Below are 14,983 nucleotides of genomic sequence, written 5' to 3'. Positions count from 1 at the left end.
CGCGTTCCTATCCGACCACGGTGATCCGGTCGGTGCTCGGCGGCGTCACCGGTGAAGTCGTCCCCAGATACGCCGTGAACGCGTCGAGGTCGCAGCCCGCGCGCACGGCTTCGGCGCGGGTGCGGAACGCATCGAAGCCGTCGCCGCCGTCGGCGAGGAACTTGTTGACGGCCACCCGGTAGGTGCCGTCGGGGACGACCGCGTCGCCGTTCACCCGGATGTCCGAGATGCGTTCGCCGACAGTCGCCGAACGATTCATGGTGTAGGTCAGCGAACTCGACGGGGCGAGGATCCGCTCCGTGATCGTGCCGTCTCCGCGCGGCTGGAACTGCTGCTCGAGGGCACGCTTCAGGGTCGTGCCGGTGACCGTCAGGACCTCGAGGGTGTTGCCGAAGGGTTGAGCGGCGTAGGTCTGCCCGTAGGTGACGGCGCCGTCCGGGCCGCGCAGCAGATCCTCGCGGAGTCCACCGGGGTTGGTGAGTGCCACCTGGGCGCCGTGCGCCGATCCGGCCACCAGCTGGGCGTCGGCGACGACGTTGCCGAGCGTGGACTCGCCGCTGCCGGTCTCGTCGCGGGTGAGGTCGCCCGTCACCGACGCCACGCGCGCCGCACCGATCTCGGAGGCCTGGGCGGCGGCGCCGTCGGCGAGCGCCTGGATGTCGGGGTCGGACGGGATGTCGTGGGTGACCACCTGATTGAACGCCGACGCGCGGTCGCGCAGGACGTCGCGGGTGGTGCGGTCGATCGACACGTCGACCACCGAGACGATCCGGCCGTGCGACGCGCCCTGCATCATGACGCGCGGGTTTCCCATCGGGTCGGGAAACGAGCAGTTGTACTGCTGGTGGCTGTCGGCCGTGAAGATGACGTCGACCTTCGGGGACGCCCGCAGCGCGAGGTCGCGCGCGGGTCCGGATGTCACCTCGCACGAGTTGGGGCCGTTGTCGGCGTCGGGTTCGGCTCCCTTGTGCATCAGCAGCGCGATGGCCCGCACGCCGAAGAATTCGAGGAGATCCGCGGTGCGGTCGACGGCGGCGAGTTCGTCCGTGAAGCGCAACCCGCCCACCCCCTCCGGGGTCACCATCGTCGCGGTGTCGGCGGGCATGGTCGCGATGACGCCTACCGGGATTCCCTCGACGTAGTTGACGGTGAACGGCAGGGTCGCGGGCGCGCCGTCGTCGAACTCCATGTTCGCCGCGAGGAGCGGGAAGTTCGCGCCCTCGAACGTGTTTCCGAACCGGCAGCCGTCGACGGGATGACAGCCACCGGTCTGCATCCGCCGGAACTCCGTGTACCCCTCGTCGAGTTCGTGATTGCCGATCGCGGACACGTCGACGCCCATCCTGTTGAGCAGCTGCACGGTCGGTTCGTCGTGGAACATCGCGGATTCGAGCGCGGACGACCCCCAGTTGTCACCCACCGAGTACAGCAGCGAATGGATCGCCTGGCCGCGCAGCTGGTCGACGTACGCGGCCAGGTAGGCGGCGCCGCCGGCCGGGACCAGCGAGCCGTCGGCGTGCTTCACCTGACTACGGATGCCGGGCGGCGGTTCGAGGCTGCCGTGGAGGTCGTTGAAGGCGAGGAGCCGGACGGAGACCGCCGCGTCCTGCGACTGCGCCGCCGACAGCCCCGACGTCACCGAGACCGTCAGCGTCGTCGCCAGTCCGGCCGCCAGCACGGCAGTGCGGAGCGCGGCGCGGCGACGCATGTATGGGCTCCCTTCGGCAAAACCTCACTGAGTCTGCCAACAGGGAGTCACGGGCGTTATACCCGTGGGTAACGTTTACGTCTCGAGCGTTACGCGCGGATCGCGACGTTCGCGATCGAGCGTGCCTCGGTGCTCGTCGCGAACGCGAGGAACGCGTCGTTCTCCGCGGGATCGCCGATCGTGATCCGCACGCCGTCGTCGCCGTACGGGCGCAACAGCACGCCGGCCTCGGCGCTGGCGGCGGCGAACGCCCCGGAGTGCGTGCCCAGCGGGAGGTAGACGAAGTTGGCGGCCGATTCGGGCACGTCGTACCCGGCGGCGAGCAGGGCGTCGCGCACCCGGATCCGCTCGGCGACGACGCCGTCCGTGCGTGCCAGCAGTTCTCCGGACGCGGCCAGCGACGCGATGGCGGCGGCCTGCGCGACGGCATTGACCGCGAACGCGATGTGCACCTTGGTCAGCGCGGTGACCACCGCGGGATCGGCGACCGCGTACCCCACGCGGATGCCGGCGAGGCCGTAGGCCTTGGAGAACGTGCGCAGCACCACCACGTTGGGGCGTCCGCGGAACAGTTCGATGCCGTCGGCGTCGGACCGGTTGTACTCGAAGTAGGCCTCGTCGAGGGCCACCAGAACGCCCGCGGGGACGGCGTCGAGGAACCGCTCGAGTTCGGCCTTCGTGAGCGTGTTGCCGGTGGGGTTGTTCGGGTTGCAGACGAAGATCAGCCGGGTGCGGTCGGTGATCGCGGCCAGCATCGCGTCGAGGTCGTGACCGTGGTCCGCGGTGAGCGGAACCTTGACGGGCGTCGCCCCGGCCACCTGCGTGACCACGGGATAGGCCTCGAACGACCGCCACGCGAAAATGACCTCGTCACCGTCGTTGCACGTGGCCTGCACCAACTCCTGGCACAGGCTCACCGAACCGCAACCCGCGGCGATGTTCTCCGTGGCCACCCCGAGGTGGTCGGCGAGCGCCGCGATCAGGGCGACATGGCCGTTGTCCGGGTATCGGTTGGCGTTGCCGGCGGCCTCCGCGATGGCATCGCGCACGCTCGGCAACGGCCCCAACGTGGTCTCGTTGCTCGCCAGCTTGATCGCGCCCGGAAAGTTCTTGCCGGGGATGTAGGCCGGAATCGTCTCGAGGTCTGCCCTGGTTCGCGGAGTCACCAGGCGATTATGCGCCTCCCGATCCACTGCGCCGACGCCCCCTTCGTGTCAAGGTAGGGGCATGTCGGGATTCTTCAGGGACAGTGCAGCCCTGCGGACGTCCGGAGACGCGCCGGAAAGCCCTCAGATGCGTGTTCCGCTCACCGCGGTCGAACCGGACGGTCCGGCGCGGGGCGGGATCGTGGTCCTGCACGAGTCGCGCACCTTCAGCGAACCTCTCCTCGATCTGATGCGCTCGCTCGCGATGGAGGGGTGGGTGACGGTAGCGCCGCACCTCTTCCACCGGGAATCGGCGCCGAGCGATGTCGAGGTGTTCGGCGACGCCCTGTTCGCCGACTTCGACGCCACCTTCGACTGGCTGATCGCGCGGGGCATCTACGCCGACTGTGTGGGCGTGCTGGGTTTCGACGACGCCGGAACCGCCGCCCTGCTGGTCGCCACCACGCGTCCCGTCGGCGCCGCCGTGAGTGTTGCCGCCCGCGGCATCGTCGAGCCGCTGTCGGAGGACGCGCCTGCGCTGGTGGACGCCGCACCCGACCTGAAGGCGCCGTGGCTCGGTCTGTACGGGGAGGACGATCCGTCCACGCCGCCCGATCAGGTCGAGCTGTTGCGCGACGCCACCGCCAAGTCGGACGTCGCGGGGCTCGTCGTGAGTTATGCGGGGCTCGCCCACCGGGCCGACGAACCGCCCCAGGTGCCCGACGGCAGAGACGACGACCCGGGCGCGCAGGCGATCGTCGACGCGCAGCGGCGGATCTTCGACTGGTTCGACAGTCACCTGCGATAAACCGGCCAGCCTTACGCTCTGACCAGCCGTTTTGCCTTTGTGGTGGAAAGGTGTGTAATCTTTCGCACCGGCGGTCCGAAGGGATCGGAACCACCCCAGGGAGGCGTGCCAGAGCGGCCGAATGGGACTCACTGCTAATGAGTTGTCCCTTTTACGAGGGACCGGAGGTTCAAATCCTCTCGCCTCCGCCACACCGGGCCTAGTCGGCCGGTGCAAGCTAGACAACTGAAGAACATGCGCCCGTAGCTCAACGGATAGAGCACTTGACTACGGATCAAGAGGTTAGGGGTTCGAATCCCTTCGGGCGCACAAAGAAACCCCGTCAACTGCAGTGGTGCAGATGGCGGGGTTTCTCTTTGCCGGGCGCACTAGCAGCAGGACGTGCCCGCGGCGGCCTTCTCCCCGTCCGCGGCGGTGCCGCAGCAGGTGGCCCCCTCGGTGTCGGCGTCGAGGTGCCGGGGGCTCGACCCGAATGTGTCGGAGTCGGCGAGCACGGTGTAGACCTCCCACTTCTCGCCGGCGGGGCCGGTGACCCACACCTTGTCCTGGGTCGCGAAGCAACAGGTGGTGCCGATCTCCTCGTCGGTGAAGAGGCCTTCCCCGGTCAGCCGTGCGATCTCCTCGTGCACCCGGGCGCTCGACTCGACCTCGACGCCGAGGTGGTTGATGGTGCCGCCCTCGCCGGGATTCTCGATCAGCACCAGCTTGAGGGGTGGCTGCGCGATGGCGAAGTTCGCGTAGCCCGGCTTCAGTTTCGCCGGTTGTGTACCGAACAGTTTCGAGTAGAACGTGACTGCTTCTTCCAGATTGTCGACATTGAGGGCGAGCTGGGCGCGGGACATGACAACCTCCACCTGTGGGACATATATCGAATTGCTTGCAATCACAGAATTCCACCTTTTTGACATATGTCAAGAAGGTGGGAGGATGGAGTCATGCCCAAGACGTTGCCGGTCGTAGATGTCTCCGCGCCGATCTGCTGCGCGCCCGTCTCGGCCGCCCCGATGACCGACGAGGCCGCTCTGCACCTCGCGCTACGCCTCAAGGCGCTGGCCGACCCGGTCCGCATCAAGCTGATGTCGATCCTGCTGACCGCGCGCGGCGGCGAGGTGTGCACGTGCGATCTCGCGACCGGCGTGGGCTTGTCCGAATCGACCGTCAGTCACCATCTCGGCCAGCTCAAGAAGGCGGGAATGGTCCAGCCCGTCCGCCGTGGCATGAACGTCTTCTACTGTGCGCGGCCGGACGCCCTCGACGCACTGCGGGTGGTCCTCGACCCCAACTGCTGCACCTGACGGCGACCCGGGACCGGTCACGACGTTCGCGTGCTCGATTCGAGACCGATCGTGGTGGTGGTCGAACCGAGACCGATCCGTGGCCAGCCTGCGGTGACCGCGATGAATCCCGACGTGGGTATCGCGTCCAGCCAGTAATGCGGTTCGGTGCGGTACTCGGGTGGCCCGCTCCGGCACGGCTTCGACGCCGCCGCCGGATGGTAGGGGTCGGCCTCGCCTTCGATGTCGTCGACCCGCGCCCGCACCGAGAGATAGGACCACCGAGTCGAGGGATCGTCCGGGTCGGACAGCGGGCGGGTCTCGAACTGCGCCAGCTCCGCAGGCCTGCCCGTCGCGGTCAGGGCCATCCGGAGGTGGAGGCCGTCCGGGAACGCCACGACCTCGAACAGTTCGAGCGTGAGGTGGTCTTCGGCCGTGAGGAGCAGGGGACCGTGCACCCGGTGTCCTCCGGTGGTGGGTGGTGCTACTGCCGGCCAACGCGGTCTGCGCATGACCCCTATGGTCCCACCGATCCGAATGCAGATGCAATGGTGGACAACGAAGTTCATGCCGTGTAGGGGCCGGTGCAGCCACAACCTCAGCGGGTGGGCGGGACGAACTCCGGCTGGTCGAGCAGTCGGAGCCAGGTTCCGTCCGGTTGCCTGCGGACGACCTGGGCCCGCGCGCCGGATCCGTCCGTGGGCGGGGTGGACGTGAGCGCGATGTCGTCACTGACCAGCGTGGGGAGCGGCGTCTCCGGTTCGAAGTGCGGCGCATTCGCGAGCACCGACTCCCACAGCTTCTGGATGGCTGCCCGGCCGACCGTCCGGCTGCCGGGCGGATACGCCATGACGGCGTTCTCCTCGTACAGGGCGGCGACTCCGGCCGCGTCGCCGGCATTGCTGCGCTCGACGAACAGTCGGGTGAGATCTTCGGGGTTCAGGGCCTTCTCGTAGTCGGACACGGGACTCCTTTCGTGGGTGAACTTGCTGTCACATCTCAGAATGGTTGCCCCGCAACCGGAAGTCCAACGGATAGTTTTGCTGGATACTAGAATCTTTGCTTATGGAACTGAGGCAGCTGGAGTACTTCGTCGCGGTCGCCGAAGAAGCGAACTTCACCCGTGCCGCCGAACGCGTCCACATCAGCCAATCGGGGATCAGTGCGCAGATCCGGCAGCTCGAGCACGACCTCGGCGCCACGCTGATCGACCGGTCGAGCCGGACCGCGACGCTTACGTCCGCGGGGGAGGCAGCGCTCGTGCACGCCCGCGAGGCGCTCGCGTCGGCCGAGTCGATGCGACAGGCTGTGGACGACGTCAACCAGCTGATCCGGGGCCGGCTCGTCGTCGGGATGGTCACCGCCTGCACGGTGAAGCCGCTGTTCGACGCGCTGTCCGCGTTTCACGTCGCGCACCCGGGGATCGAGATCACGCTGACCGAGGACAGTTCCGACCGCCTCGTCGAACGGGTCCGTGCCGGTGCCATCGATCTCGCTCTCGTCGGCACCGCGACCGCCCCGCCGGAAGGCCTGGACGCCTTCCCGATCATCAGCGAGGGGCTGGTCGCGGCCGTGCCACCCGGACACCCCCTGGCCGGGCGTTCGCGCGTCACCCTGGCCGAACTCGGCGACCATGCGATCGTATGTATGCCGACCGGAACGGGGATCCGGACGGTCTTCGACCAGGCGTGTGCGGCCGCAGGCCTCCGCCCCGACATCGCCCTGCAGGCGAGTGCGCCCGACGCCGTCGCGGACCTCGCGATCCGCGGGCTGGGGGTCGCGATCCTCAGCGAGTCGATGGCGACGGACTACCGAGGACGGTTGACGGCGGTCGCACTGGACGACGTGGACATCCCGGCCGTGCTCGCGCTGGTCTGGAAGAGCCTCGCGGGTCCCGCGCTCCGCGAACTCGTCCTGCACACCCGCCGCTCCTTCGGCGAGCTGCGGACCGAACCGGCCGCCGCGGTCGGCGGCTGAACCCTCACACCACCGCGGTCATCCCCCCGTCGATGAAGATCACCTGACCGTTGACATACCGGGATCCGTCCGACGCGCTCGGCCGACACCCCGTTGAGGACGATCGTGGCGCCCGCCTCGGCCAGGCCCCGCGCGAGGGCGTAGCCGATTCCCCGGCTCGAACCGGTGACCAGGGCGATGCGACCGGACAGATCGAAGAGATTCACAGCGCACGCACCGGGTTGGCCAGCGTGCCGATTCCGCCGAGCGTGATCTCGGCACGGTCACCCGGTTTGACCGGGCCGAGCGTGAACGGGCAACCGGTGAGCACGACGTCTCCCGGACCGAGGGTCAGATACCGGGTGAGATGGACCAGTTGCTCGGACACGTTCCAGGCCAGCTGCCGGGTGGACGCCTCGGCCACCGTCACGCCGTTGACGCGCACCGCGATCGGCACGTCTCCGGAGTCGAGATCCGTCTCGATCCACGGTCCCAGCGGGGTGAAACCGTCGCCGTGCTTGGCCTGGGTGAGCTTGTCGTCCAACGCTGTCTGTTCGACGGCGGTGACGTCGTTGCCGATCGTGTATCCGAGGATCGCGGACGGGACGTCCCCGGGGCGCAGGCGGCGGCAGGTGCGGCGGATGACGACGGTCAGCTCGCCCTCGACGTTCACCTGCCCGAGCCCTTCGTCGACCACGATCGGATCCTCGGGGCCGATCACCGTGCGCGTCGACTTCATGAACGCCTGCAACGGGAGGTCACGATCTCCGGGTGCGCCGTTGTGGGCCATCCCGAGCAGGACCCGCGGTTCGGCGGGCGCGAGCAGGCGTGCGCCGTCGAGGTCGTGTGCGGGTCCGGTGAACGTCAGGGTATCCGCGTACGGATCCGCCACCTCGTGCCAGCGACCGTCGCGCAGGCACACCGGCCGCGGTCCCGAGTCGGTGGCGATGCGGGCCAGTCTCATGCGTCGACCCGATCCTTCGACCCGGTGGTGACGGCATCCGGTCCGTGGACCGGGTCGGCCATCGCGTCCCAGGCGAGCCCGAGGTCGCGGCCACGGGTTTCGGGTGTCACGAACGTGGTGGCGAACGTGATGACGCTGAGGACCAGAACGTAGATCGCGAGCGGCACCCACGAGTTGTTCAGCAGCGACAGCAGCAGTGCGCCGACGAAGGGCGCGATGCCGCCGGCGAGGATGGCGCTCGTCTCCCTGGCGACCGCGACGCCGATGTAGCGGTGGCGATTGCCGAACAGCTCGGGCAGGGCCGCGCACTGCGCACCGAGCATCACGTTGACGCCGATCCCGTAGCTGACCGCGAGCGTCGCCACCACGAGAACCGGGTTGCCGAGTGAGAGCAGCCACCACGACGGGACCGCGAGGACGAGCTGCAGGGCCGCACCGAACCGGTACACCCGCATCCGGCCGAAGCGGTCCGACAGCGCGCCCGAGATCGGGATGACGAGCATGCCGAGGGCGGCGCCGCAGGCGATGGCGAGCGGTCCGATCGACTTGCTGACACCCACCACCGTCGTCACGTAGCTGATGCCGAGGGTCTGGAAGATGTACGAGCCGCCGTTCTCGGCCATCCGGAGGCCGATGCCGCGGAGCACGCTGGGCATCGAGCTGCCGATCAGCTCCCGGAACGGGCTCTCGCTGATCTGATCCTGCTTCTCCAGCTTGATGAACGTGGGACTCTCCTGCATGCGGAGCCGGATGAACACGGCGACCGCGATGAGGAAGACAGACGCCAGGAACGGCACCCGCCACACCCAGTCGAGGAGGAGTTCACGGTCGATCTGGCCGAGGATCGCGAAGACCCCGGAGGCCATCAGGGTGCCCACCATGATCCCGACGAAGGGGAGTGCGGAGAAGAATCCGCGTCGCGGGGTGGGCGAATACTCCGCCATCAGTGTCGTGGCACCGGCCTGCTCGGCGCCGGCGCCGAAGCCCTGCAGCAGTCGCAGCGCGACCAGCATGATCGGGGCCCAGATGCCGACCTGTGCGCCGGTGGGCAGGACGCCGATCAGCGTGCTCGCGCCGCCCATGATCGCGATCGTGATCATCAGGACGGCCTTGCGTCCGAGGCGGTCCCCGAGGGCGCCGAAGAACAGGCCGCCGACGGGACGGGCGAGGAAGCCGACGGCGTACGTGCCGAAACTGGCCATCAGCGCGGCCGACGCACCCATGGCGGGGAAGAACAGCTCGCCGAATATCAGCGCCGACGCCAGGCCGTACAGGGCGAAGTCGTAGTACTCGAGCGCGCTGCCGATGGAACTGGCGAGCGTCGCGCGTTTGAGGTTCGCGGCGTACTCCGGGTCGTCGGAGGCGCGCACCGGTCGGGTGGATTCACGGCCTTCCGGCATCTTCGAGTCTGCGCCTACTTGAGTCTTCGATTCTGGGGACATCTTCTGCTCCGTTGTGGGACGGGACCACGTCGAGCGCGGTCACAAACAGTTCGGTGTAGTGACCCAGGTCACTGGCGTGCCGAGGACGATACCGCGAAGACGACCATTTGTCATACATAACTGAAAGTGTTGACTGAATCACATGATTAGTGCACAGTTTTTGTTCTGAACATATGGTCAGAATCGGCCCGTATACGAAGGAATCTGCAGTGAGCGCACACGACTCGAAGCCACTCGACGGGCGACTCCGCGTCGTCGCCGCGACCCCCGTGAGCGAAGAGCTCATCAGTCTCGTCATTCGGGCGGAACCGCGCATCGACTTCATCCGCGAGCAGGATCTGCTGCCGCCCTCCCGATTCCCGGGTGATCACTCCGGCGATCCGTCGTTCTCCCGGACCGCGGAGCAGCAGAAGGCCTTCGACGACCTGGTCGATTCGGCGCAAGCCCTGTACGGCGTGCCCGACGAGACTCCCGCGGCGCTGACGAGGACGGCGGGCGTCAACCCCGGGCTCCGCTGGGTGCACACGATGCCCGCCGGCGGTGGGGCCCAGGTGAAGGCGGCCGGCCTCACCGACGAGCAACTCGCCCGCATCGCATTCAGCACCTCCGCCGGTGTGCACGCGGAGCCGTTGGCCGAGTTCGCCGTCTTCGGCCTGCTGGCCGGTGCCAAGACCCTCCCGCGCCTCCTCGCCCAGCAGTGCGACAAGGTGTGGAGCGGCCGCTGGGCCATGGGGACCGTGTCCGGGCAGCGCATCGTCATCGTCGGGCTCGGCAGCATCGGCCGCGCGACGGCACTGAAACTGAAGGCCCTCGGCGCCACTGTCGTCGGAACGAGCAGGCGCGACACCGCGATCGAGGGAGTCGACGAGATCGTGCACCCCGACCGGCTGGCCGATGTGGTCGGGGACGCGGACGGCATCGTCGTGACGCTTCCCGGAACCAGTGCCACCGAGGGCCTCGTCAGCGCAAAGGTATTCGGCGCGGTCAAGCCCGGCGTGACGGTGGTGAGCGTGGGCCGGGGCACCGTCGTCGACGAGGTCGCCATGACCGCGGCGATCGAGGACGGGCGGGTCGGATTCGCCGCGCTGGACGTCTTCGCGTCCGAGCCCCTGGCGTCGGACAGTCCGCTGTGGACTCACCCGAACGTGCTGGTCAGCCCGCACACCGCAGCGTTGAATCCCGCGGAGGATCGCCTCATCGCGGAACTGTTCGCGCGCAATGCCACCCGGTTCCTCGACGGCGAGGAACTGATCAACCGCGTCGACACCGTCGAGTTCTACTGACGATTCGGCGCTGCCGGCTGTGTGTCGGCGGCGCGCCGGCGGCGTTCATCCCTCACGGATGATGTCTCGTCGTCCAGGCTCTGTGAGGCTCGAACACAGTGCTGTGTCCGGGTGTTCGAGAGACGGGGTGATGCATGCCTTCCGTGGGCGCCTCGCTGTTCTGGATCGTCGCATGCGCCGTGATCGCCCCACTGCTCGCCGGGTTGTTTCCCCGGAAGCTGGTGCCCGAGGTGGTACTTCTCCTCGTCGCCGGGATCGTCATCGGCCCGCACGTCTTCGACCTGGCCGTCGAGGGCAGCGAGATCGAACTGCTGCGCGACCTCGGGCTGGGGCTGCTCTTCCTGCTGGCCGGGTACGAGATCGACACGGCCGAGATCACCGGCCGCGGCGGCAGGCGGGCCCTGCTGACGTGGCTGGTGTCGCTTGCCCTGGCGTTCGCGGTGGTGACGCTGCTGAGCCTCGTCCACGCGGTCGACGCCGGAACCGCGGTGGCCATTGCCATGACGTCGACGGCGCTCGGCACGCTGCTCCCGATCCTCCGGGACGCGGGCGCACTCGACACCCGGCTGGGCAGGACGATCCTCAATCACGGCGCGTTCGGCGAACTCGGGCCCGTCGTCGCCATGGCAGTTCTGCTCGGCTCCCGCGGGTCGGTGGCGTCCATCGTGGTCCTCGGACTGTTCACGGCCGCGGCGGTGCTGGTCGCGTTCATACCCGCCCGAGTGCGGCGGGAGGGTTCCCGGATCACCGCGATCATCCGGTCGGGATCGGAGACGACGTCGCAGACCACGGTCCGGCTGACCATGCTGCTTCTCGTCGCACTCACCGTGCTCGCGGCGTCGTTCGGTCTCGACACGATCCTCGGTGCCTTCGCGGCCGGGTTCATCCTGCGGCGGGCCACGCCCGAAGGTGACGAGACGCTCGAAACGAAGCTCGACGGCCTGGCGTTCGGGTTCCTGATCCCGATCTTCTTCGTGACGTCCGGCATGGCTATCGACGTCGCCGCGGTGGCGTCGGAACCCGGGGTCCTGATCGCGTTCGTCCTGCTGATCCTGCTGGTGCGGGCAGGCCCGGTCTACTTCGCCGGGAGATTCGACCGGGGCGCCGACGGCACGGATCCGCCCTTCACCGGCCGCGAACGCACCCAGCTGGCGCTGTACGCGGGAACGGGTCTGCCGCTGATCGTGGCCGTCACCGGAGTGGCCGTCGACTCCGGTGACATGACGTCCGCCAACGCCTCCGTGCTCGTCGCGGCAGGCGCGATCACCGTCCTCCTCTTCCCGCTCGCCGCATCGCTGCTGGCGTCGGGCCCCGAACCGTCGGCCGACACGGCGAGCCCACGCGGCGACCAGAACCCCGGGAGCAGACAGTGACTCGAACCGAAACGACGCAGGCGCCGGCCCGCGCCACGCTGATCCTCGCGACCCTCATCCTCGTCGCCGCCGTTGCCAACCTGAACCTGTCCGTCGCGAATGTCGCACTCCCCGACATCGGCCGCGCTTTCGACGCGAGTCAGACGCAGCTGAACCTCGTCGCCGTCGCGTACTCCCTCGGGCTCGCCGCGTCGGTTCTGTATCTGGGGGCCCTCGGCGATCGCTACGGCCGCAAGCAGATGCTGGTGCTCGGCATGGCGCTGTCGCTGCCGGCGTCGGCGATCGCGGGATTCGCGGGTAACTTCGAAATACTGTTCCTCGCACGTGTTCTCGGCGGTGTCTCCGCCGGGCTCGCGTTCCCCACCACCCTCGCGATCATCACGGCGCTATGGTCGGGACCGCCCCGGACCAAGGCGATCGCATTGTGGTCGGCCCTCGGTGGCGCAATCTCGTCGCTCGGGCCGATCGTGTCGGGCGCGCTGCTCGAGCACTTCCATTGGGGCTCGGTGTTCCTCGTGACCCTTCCGCTCGCCGGTCTCGCCCTCGTGGCCGCCATCCTGTGGGTGCCCGCCCACGTCAACGAGACGACCGATCCCGTCGACAATCTCGGCGGCATCATCTCCGTCGTCTTCATCGCCGCCCTCATCCTCGCGATCAATTTCGCGCCTGTGGACGGCGCCGGGGCGCTCGCCCTCGGTCTCGGGTTGATCGCCCTCGCCGCGGGAGCCGCGTTCTTCCTGCAGCAACGGCGGGCGGCGCACCCGCTGTTCGATCTGCACGTCGCCGCCCGCCCGACGTTCTGGGTCGCCGCCGTCGGCGGGGTGATCGTGTTCGGCGCGTTGATGGGTGCGATGTTCATCGGGCAGCAGTTCCTCCAGAACGTGCTCGGGTACTCCACGCTCGCCGCCGGTTCCGCGATCATCCCGGCCGCGGTCGCGATGGTCCTCGTCGCACCCCGCTCCGCGAAACTCGTCGAATCGCACGGCGCCCGGTTCACGCTGCTGCTCGGCTACCTGTTCGTCGTCCTCGGACTGCTTGTCGCGCTGGTGTGGTGGGACGAGGACGCGACCTTCTGGTGGGTGGCCCTCGCGTACGCGTTCGTGGGCATCGGCGTCGGGTTCGCGGGCACCCCGGCGTCGCGGTCGCTCACCGGTTCGGTGCCGGTGTCGCGGGCGGGCATGGCGTCCGGCACATCCGACCTGCAACGCGACCTCGGCGGCGCGATCATGCAGTCGATCCTCGGCGCGGTGCTCACCGCCGGCTACGCGAAGTCGCTGTCGGCGACGATCGCCTCGTCGCCGCACTCGAGCCAGATCACCCCGGAAACCCAAGCGGCGCTCACGAAGTCGTACTCCAGCGCCGAAGTGCTCGCGGAACGCTATCCGCAGTACGCCGAGCAGATCATCGCCGCCGCCCGCAACGCCTTCCTGGACGGCGACGATCGCGCGTACCTCGCCGCGATCCTGGTGGTGTGCGCGGGGGCCGTGGTGGTGTTCTTCTTCTTCCCGCACCGGGAGAAGGAGAAGCGGCTGCTGGCCGAATACGCGACCGAGAGAGCGCAGTAGGGCGAATGTACCGCCGGTCGCCTCAGAAGCGCCGAAAGGTACATTCGCCCGGCGGTCGCGGAGTAAATTCCCGAGAGGGGCACCTCGACGACGGGACGCACGATGACAGCTCAGGTCGTGACCAGGACGAATCGGCGACGAGGCCTCGTGGCGGCCGCCGCGGCATTGCTGCTGGTAGTGCCTGCGGCGTGCTCCGAGGACTCGTCCTCCACGGGCACCTCCGCTACCTCCACGACGACGCAGACGGGATCACCGAACGCCGGGGCGGATGCGCAGATCGACCCCGGTGTCGCGGACCGACTCGACGAGGCGATCGAGAAGACGATGTCGATGGCGGCGATTCCCGGCGCGATAGTGGGAGTGTGGGGGCCCGACGGCAACTACATGAAGGCGTTCGGTGTCGCCGACAAGACGACGGGCGCGCCGATGGAGACCGATTTCTATCACCGAATCGGCAGTGTGACAAAGACGTTCACGGTCACCGGTGTGCTGCAACTGGTCGACGAAGACAAGGTCGCGCTCGACGACCCGATCTCGAAGTACGTGGAGGGCGTGCCGCTGGGTGATCAGATCACGCTGCGCCAGCTCGCCCGGATGCAGAGCGGGCTGGCCAACTACTCGGCCAACGAGGACTTCCAGAAGGCGTTGCTCAGCGACCCGCAGGCGGCGTTCACCCCGCAACAACTGCTGGGTTACGCGTTCGCGCAGCCCGCGACGTTCCCGCCCGGGCAAGGATTCGAGTACTCCAACACGAACACGACCCTGCTCGGACTTGTCATCGAGAAGGTCAGCGGACTGCCGCTCCCGGAGTACGTGACGCAGAAGATCGTCCAGCCGCTGAAGATGGCGGGCACGAGCTTCCCCACCACCAACGCGTTCCCCGAACCGCACGCGCAGGGCTACACCGAGCAGACCTTGGACGACAAGGAAGCCGTGGCCACCAACTGGAATCCGTCCTGGGGATGGGCGGCGGGCGCGATGATTTCGACCCTCGACGACCTGCACATCTGGGCGCCGGCTCTCGCCACCGGCACCCTGCTGCAGCCGGCCACACAGGCGCAGCGGCTCGAGACGGTGAACGCACCGGGTCTGGCATCCGACGTGGGCTACGGCCTGGGCATCTTCGACGTCGCCGGCTGGATCGGGCACAACGGCAGCCTCCCCGGGTACCAGACTGTGTGCGTCTACCTGCCCGAGCAGGAAACCACCCTCGCGATCATGATCAACACCGACGTCCCCTATCAGGGCAGCGAACCCAGCACGGCGCTGGCGGGGGCCGTCACGGAGATCATCTCGCCGGAACACGTCTACAAGCTCAGCGCCGGAGTGCAGAATCCGGACGCGTCGTCCCCGGCCACGCCGACGCCCTCGGAGACCCCGGCAACGTCCTCGACGTCCGCCCCGCCGACCAGCTGACCCCATGTGAGTGGCAAAGCGTACGCGAGCACACTTCGCCACTCACATG

General features: G+C 68.3%; 14 protein-coding genes, 2 tRNA genes and 1 pseudogene. 9 read left to right on the top strand and 8 right to left on the bottom strand.

From position 1 onward, the window contains the following. Positions 1-7 precede the first annotated feature (7 nt). Positions 8-1,708, bottom strand: a complete 1,701-nt coding sequence (locus GO592_RS29035) for a bifunctional metallophosphatase/5'-nucleotidase (protein WP_007298370.1) — start codon at positions 1,706-1,708, stop codon at positions 8-10. Between the two features lie 89 nt (positions 1,709-1,797). Next, positions 1,798-2,874: a histidinol-phosphate transaminase gene (gene hisC / locus GO592_RS29030; RefSeq protein WP_007298371.1), complete on the bottom strand. Its 1,077-nt coding sequence runs from the start codon at positions 2,872-2,874 to the stop codon at positions 1,798-1,800. Between the two features lie 61 nt (positions 2,875-2,935). Here hisC and GO592_RS29025 point away from each other — a divergent pair, with 61 nt between their 5' ends. The 3 genes from GO592_RS29025 (at position 2,936) to GO592_RS29015 (ending at position 3,970) form a co-directional block, all read left to right on the top strand. Continuing rightward, entirely contained in the window at positions 2,936-3,661 is a 726-nt protein-coding gene (locus tag GO592_RS29025) for a dienelactone hydrolase family protein (protein WP_007298372.1), read from the top strand. 99 nt (positions 3,662-3,760) lie between these two features. Beyond that, positions 3,761-3,852, top strand: a tRNA-Ser gene (locus tag GO592_RS29020). A 45-nt stretch (positions 3,853-3,897) separates the two neighbouring features. Continuing rightward, positions 3,898-3,970: transfer RNA gene (locus GO592_RS29015), tRNA-Arg, on the top strand. A 59-nt stretch (positions 3,971-4,029) separates the two neighbouring features. On the opposite strand, the gene GO592_RS29010 is transcribed toward GO592_RS29015, so the two are convergent. Continuing rightward, the gene (locus tag GO592_RS29010; protein ID WP_007298373.1) at positions 4,030-4,503 is read right to left on the bottom strand and encodes an ArsI/CadI family heavy metal resistance metalloenzyme; all 474 of its coding nucleotides are present in this window, start codon (positions 4,501-4,503) and stop codon (positions 4,030-4,032) included. Positions 4,504-4,596: 93 nt separating this feature from the next. On the opposite strand from GO592_RS29010, the gene GO592_RS29005 reads away from it, so the two are divergent. Beyond that, positions 4,597-4,956 (top strand): Rv2640c family ArsR-like transcriptional regulator, encoded by a 360-nt coding sequence (locus tag GO592_RS29005; RefSeq protein ID WP_007298374.1) that lies wholly within the window; start codon positions 4,597-4,599, stop codon positions 4,954-4,956. A 17-nt stretch (positions 4,957-4,973) separates the two neighbouring features. Here the strand turns inward: GO592_RS29005 and GO592_RS29000 are convergent, their stop codons facing one another. Then, on the bottom strand, positions 4,974-5,447 hold the full coding sequence (locus tag GO592_RS29000) for a hypothetical protein (RefSeq protein WP_050998641.1): 474 nt from the start codon (positions 5,445-5,447) through the stop codon (positions 4,974-4,976). An 86-nt stretch (positions 5,448-5,533) separates the two neighbouring features. After that, positions 5,534-5,899 carry a YybH family protein gene (locus GO592_RS28995; protein ID WP_005253274.1) on the bottom strand — a complete coding sequence of 122 codons (366 nt, stop codon included), beginning with the start codon at positions 5,897-5,899 and terminating at the stop codon, positions 5,534-5,536. A gap of 101 nt (positions 5,900-6,000) precedes the next feature. Between GO592_RS28995 and GO592_RS28990 the strand changes: the two genes are divergently transcribed. Beyond that, on the top strand, positions 6,001-6,912 hold the full coding sequence (locus GO592_RS28990; RefSeq protein ID WP_007298375.1) for a LysR family transcriptional regulator: 912 nt from the start codon (positions 6,001-6,003) through the stop codon (positions 6,910-6,912). A gap of 65 nt (positions 6,913-6,977) precedes the next feature. Here GO592_RS28990 and GO592_RS28985 read toward each other — a convergent pair. The 3 genes and pseudogenes from GO592_RS28985 to GO592_RS28975 all read right to left on the bottom strand — a co-directional run. Beyond that, a pseudogene (locus GO592_RS28985) lies at positions 6,978-7,118 on the bottom strand (SDR family NAD(P)-dependent oxidoreductase); the annotation flags it as partial. Further along, entirely contained in the window at positions 7,115-7,855 is a 741-nt protein-coding gene (locus GO592_RS28980; RefSeq protein ID WP_007298376.1) for a fumarylacetoacetate hydrolase family protein, read from the bottom strand. The pseudogene GO592_RS28985 and the gene GO592_RS28980, both read right to left, overlap by 4 nt. Beyond that, positions 7,852-9,297 carry an MFS transporter gene (locus GO592_RS28975; RefSeq protein ID WP_085990381.1) on the bottom strand — a complete coding sequence of 482 codons (1,446 nt, stop codon included), beginning with the start codon at positions 9,295-9,297 and terminating at the stop codon, positions 7,852-7,854. The genes GO592_RS28980 and GO592_RS28975 overlap by 4 nt, the downstream gene beginning before the upstream one ends. A 209-nt stretch (positions 9,298-9,506) precedes the next feature. On the opposite strand from GO592_RS28975, the gene GO592_RS28970 reads away from it, so the two are divergent. From GO592_RS28970 to GO592_RS28955, 4 genes are all read left to right on the top strand, one after another. Continuing rightward, positions 9,507-10,580, top strand: coding sequence for a D-2-hydroxyacid dehydrogenase (locus GO592_RS28970; RefSeq protein ID WP_007298378.1), 1,074 nt, complete (start codon positions 9,507-9,509; stop codon positions 10,578-10,580). A 134-nt stretch (positions 10,581-10,714) separates the two neighbouring features. After that, positions 10,715-11,953: a cation:proton antiporter gene (locus GO592_RS28965; protein WP_039951743.1), complete on the top strand. Its 1,239-nt coding sequence runs from the start codon at positions 10,715-10,717 to the stop codon at positions 11,951-11,953. Continuing rightward, on the top strand, positions 11,950-13,518 hold the full coding sequence (locus GO592_RS28960) for an MFS transporter (protein WP_007298380.1): 1,569 nt from the start codon (positions 11,950-11,952) through the stop codon (positions 13,516-13,518). Before GO592_RS28965 ends, GO592_RS28960 begins: the two co-directional genes overlap by 4 nt. A gap of 102 nt (positions 13,519-13,620) precedes the next feature. Continuing rightward, a complete protein-coding gene (locus GO592_RS28955) occupies positions 13,621-14,934 on the top strand; it encodes a serine hydrolase domain-containing protein (RefSeq protein ID WP_039951745.1) in 1,314 nt (437 codons plus the stop codon). Positions 14,935-14,983: the final 49 nt, after the last annotated feature.

Origin of the sequence: Rhodococcus sp. 21391, assembly GCF_016772255.1 — a bacterium.
In the GTDB taxonomy this organism is placed as follows: Bacteria; Actinomycetota; Actinomycetes; order Mycobacteriales; family Mycobacteriaceae; genus Rhodococcus_F; species Rhodococcus_F opacus.
Note: the sequence above shows the minus strand (reverse complement) of the source record. Positions and strands in the feature narration are given on the sequence as shown.

Excerpts from the sequence above, each read along its gene's own strand:
- GO592_RS29035 (WP_007298370.1), bottom strand. The coding sequence starts at position 1,708 with ATGCGTCGCCGCGCCGCGCTCCGCACTGCCGTGCTGGCGGCCGGACTG.
- GO592_RS29025 (WP_007298372.1), top strand. The coding sequence starts at position 2,936 with ATGTCGGGATTCTTCAGGGACAGTGCAGCCCTGCGGACGTCCGGAGAC.
- GO592_RS29010 (WP_007298373.1), bottom strand. The coding sequence starts at position 4,503 with ATGTCCCGCGCCCAGCTCGCCCTCAATGTCGACAATCTGGAAGAAGCA.
- GO592_RS29005 (WP_007298374.1), top strand. The coding sequence starts at position 4,597 with ATGCCCAAGACGTTGCCGGTCGTAGATGTCTCCGCGCCGATCTGCTGC.
- GO592_RS29000 (WP_050998641.1), bottom strand. The coding sequence starts at position 5,447 with ATGCGCAGACCGCGTTGGCCGGCAGTAGCACCACCCACCACCGGAGGA.
- GO592_RS28990 (WP_007298375.1), top strand. The coding sequence starts at position 6,001 with ATGGAACTGAGGCAGCTGGAGTACTTCGTCGCGGTCGCCGAAGAAGCG.
- GO592_RS28980 (WP_007298376.1), bottom strand. The coding sequence starts at position 7,855 with ATGAGACTGGCCCGCATCGCCACCGACTCGGGACCGCGGCCGGTGTGC.
- GO592_RS28975 (WP_085990381.1), bottom strand. The coding sequence starts at position 9,297 with ATGTCCCCAGAATCGAAGACTCAAGTAGGCGCAGACTCGAAGATGCCG.
- GO592_RS28965 (WP_039951743.1), top strand. The coding sequence starts at position 10,715 with ATGCCTTCCGTGGGCGCCTCGCTGTTCTGGATCGTCGCATGCGCCGTG.
- GO592_RS28955 (WP_039951745.1), top strand. The coding sequence starts at position 13,621 with ATGACAGCTCAGGTCGTGACCAGGACGAATCGGCGACGAGGCCTCGTG.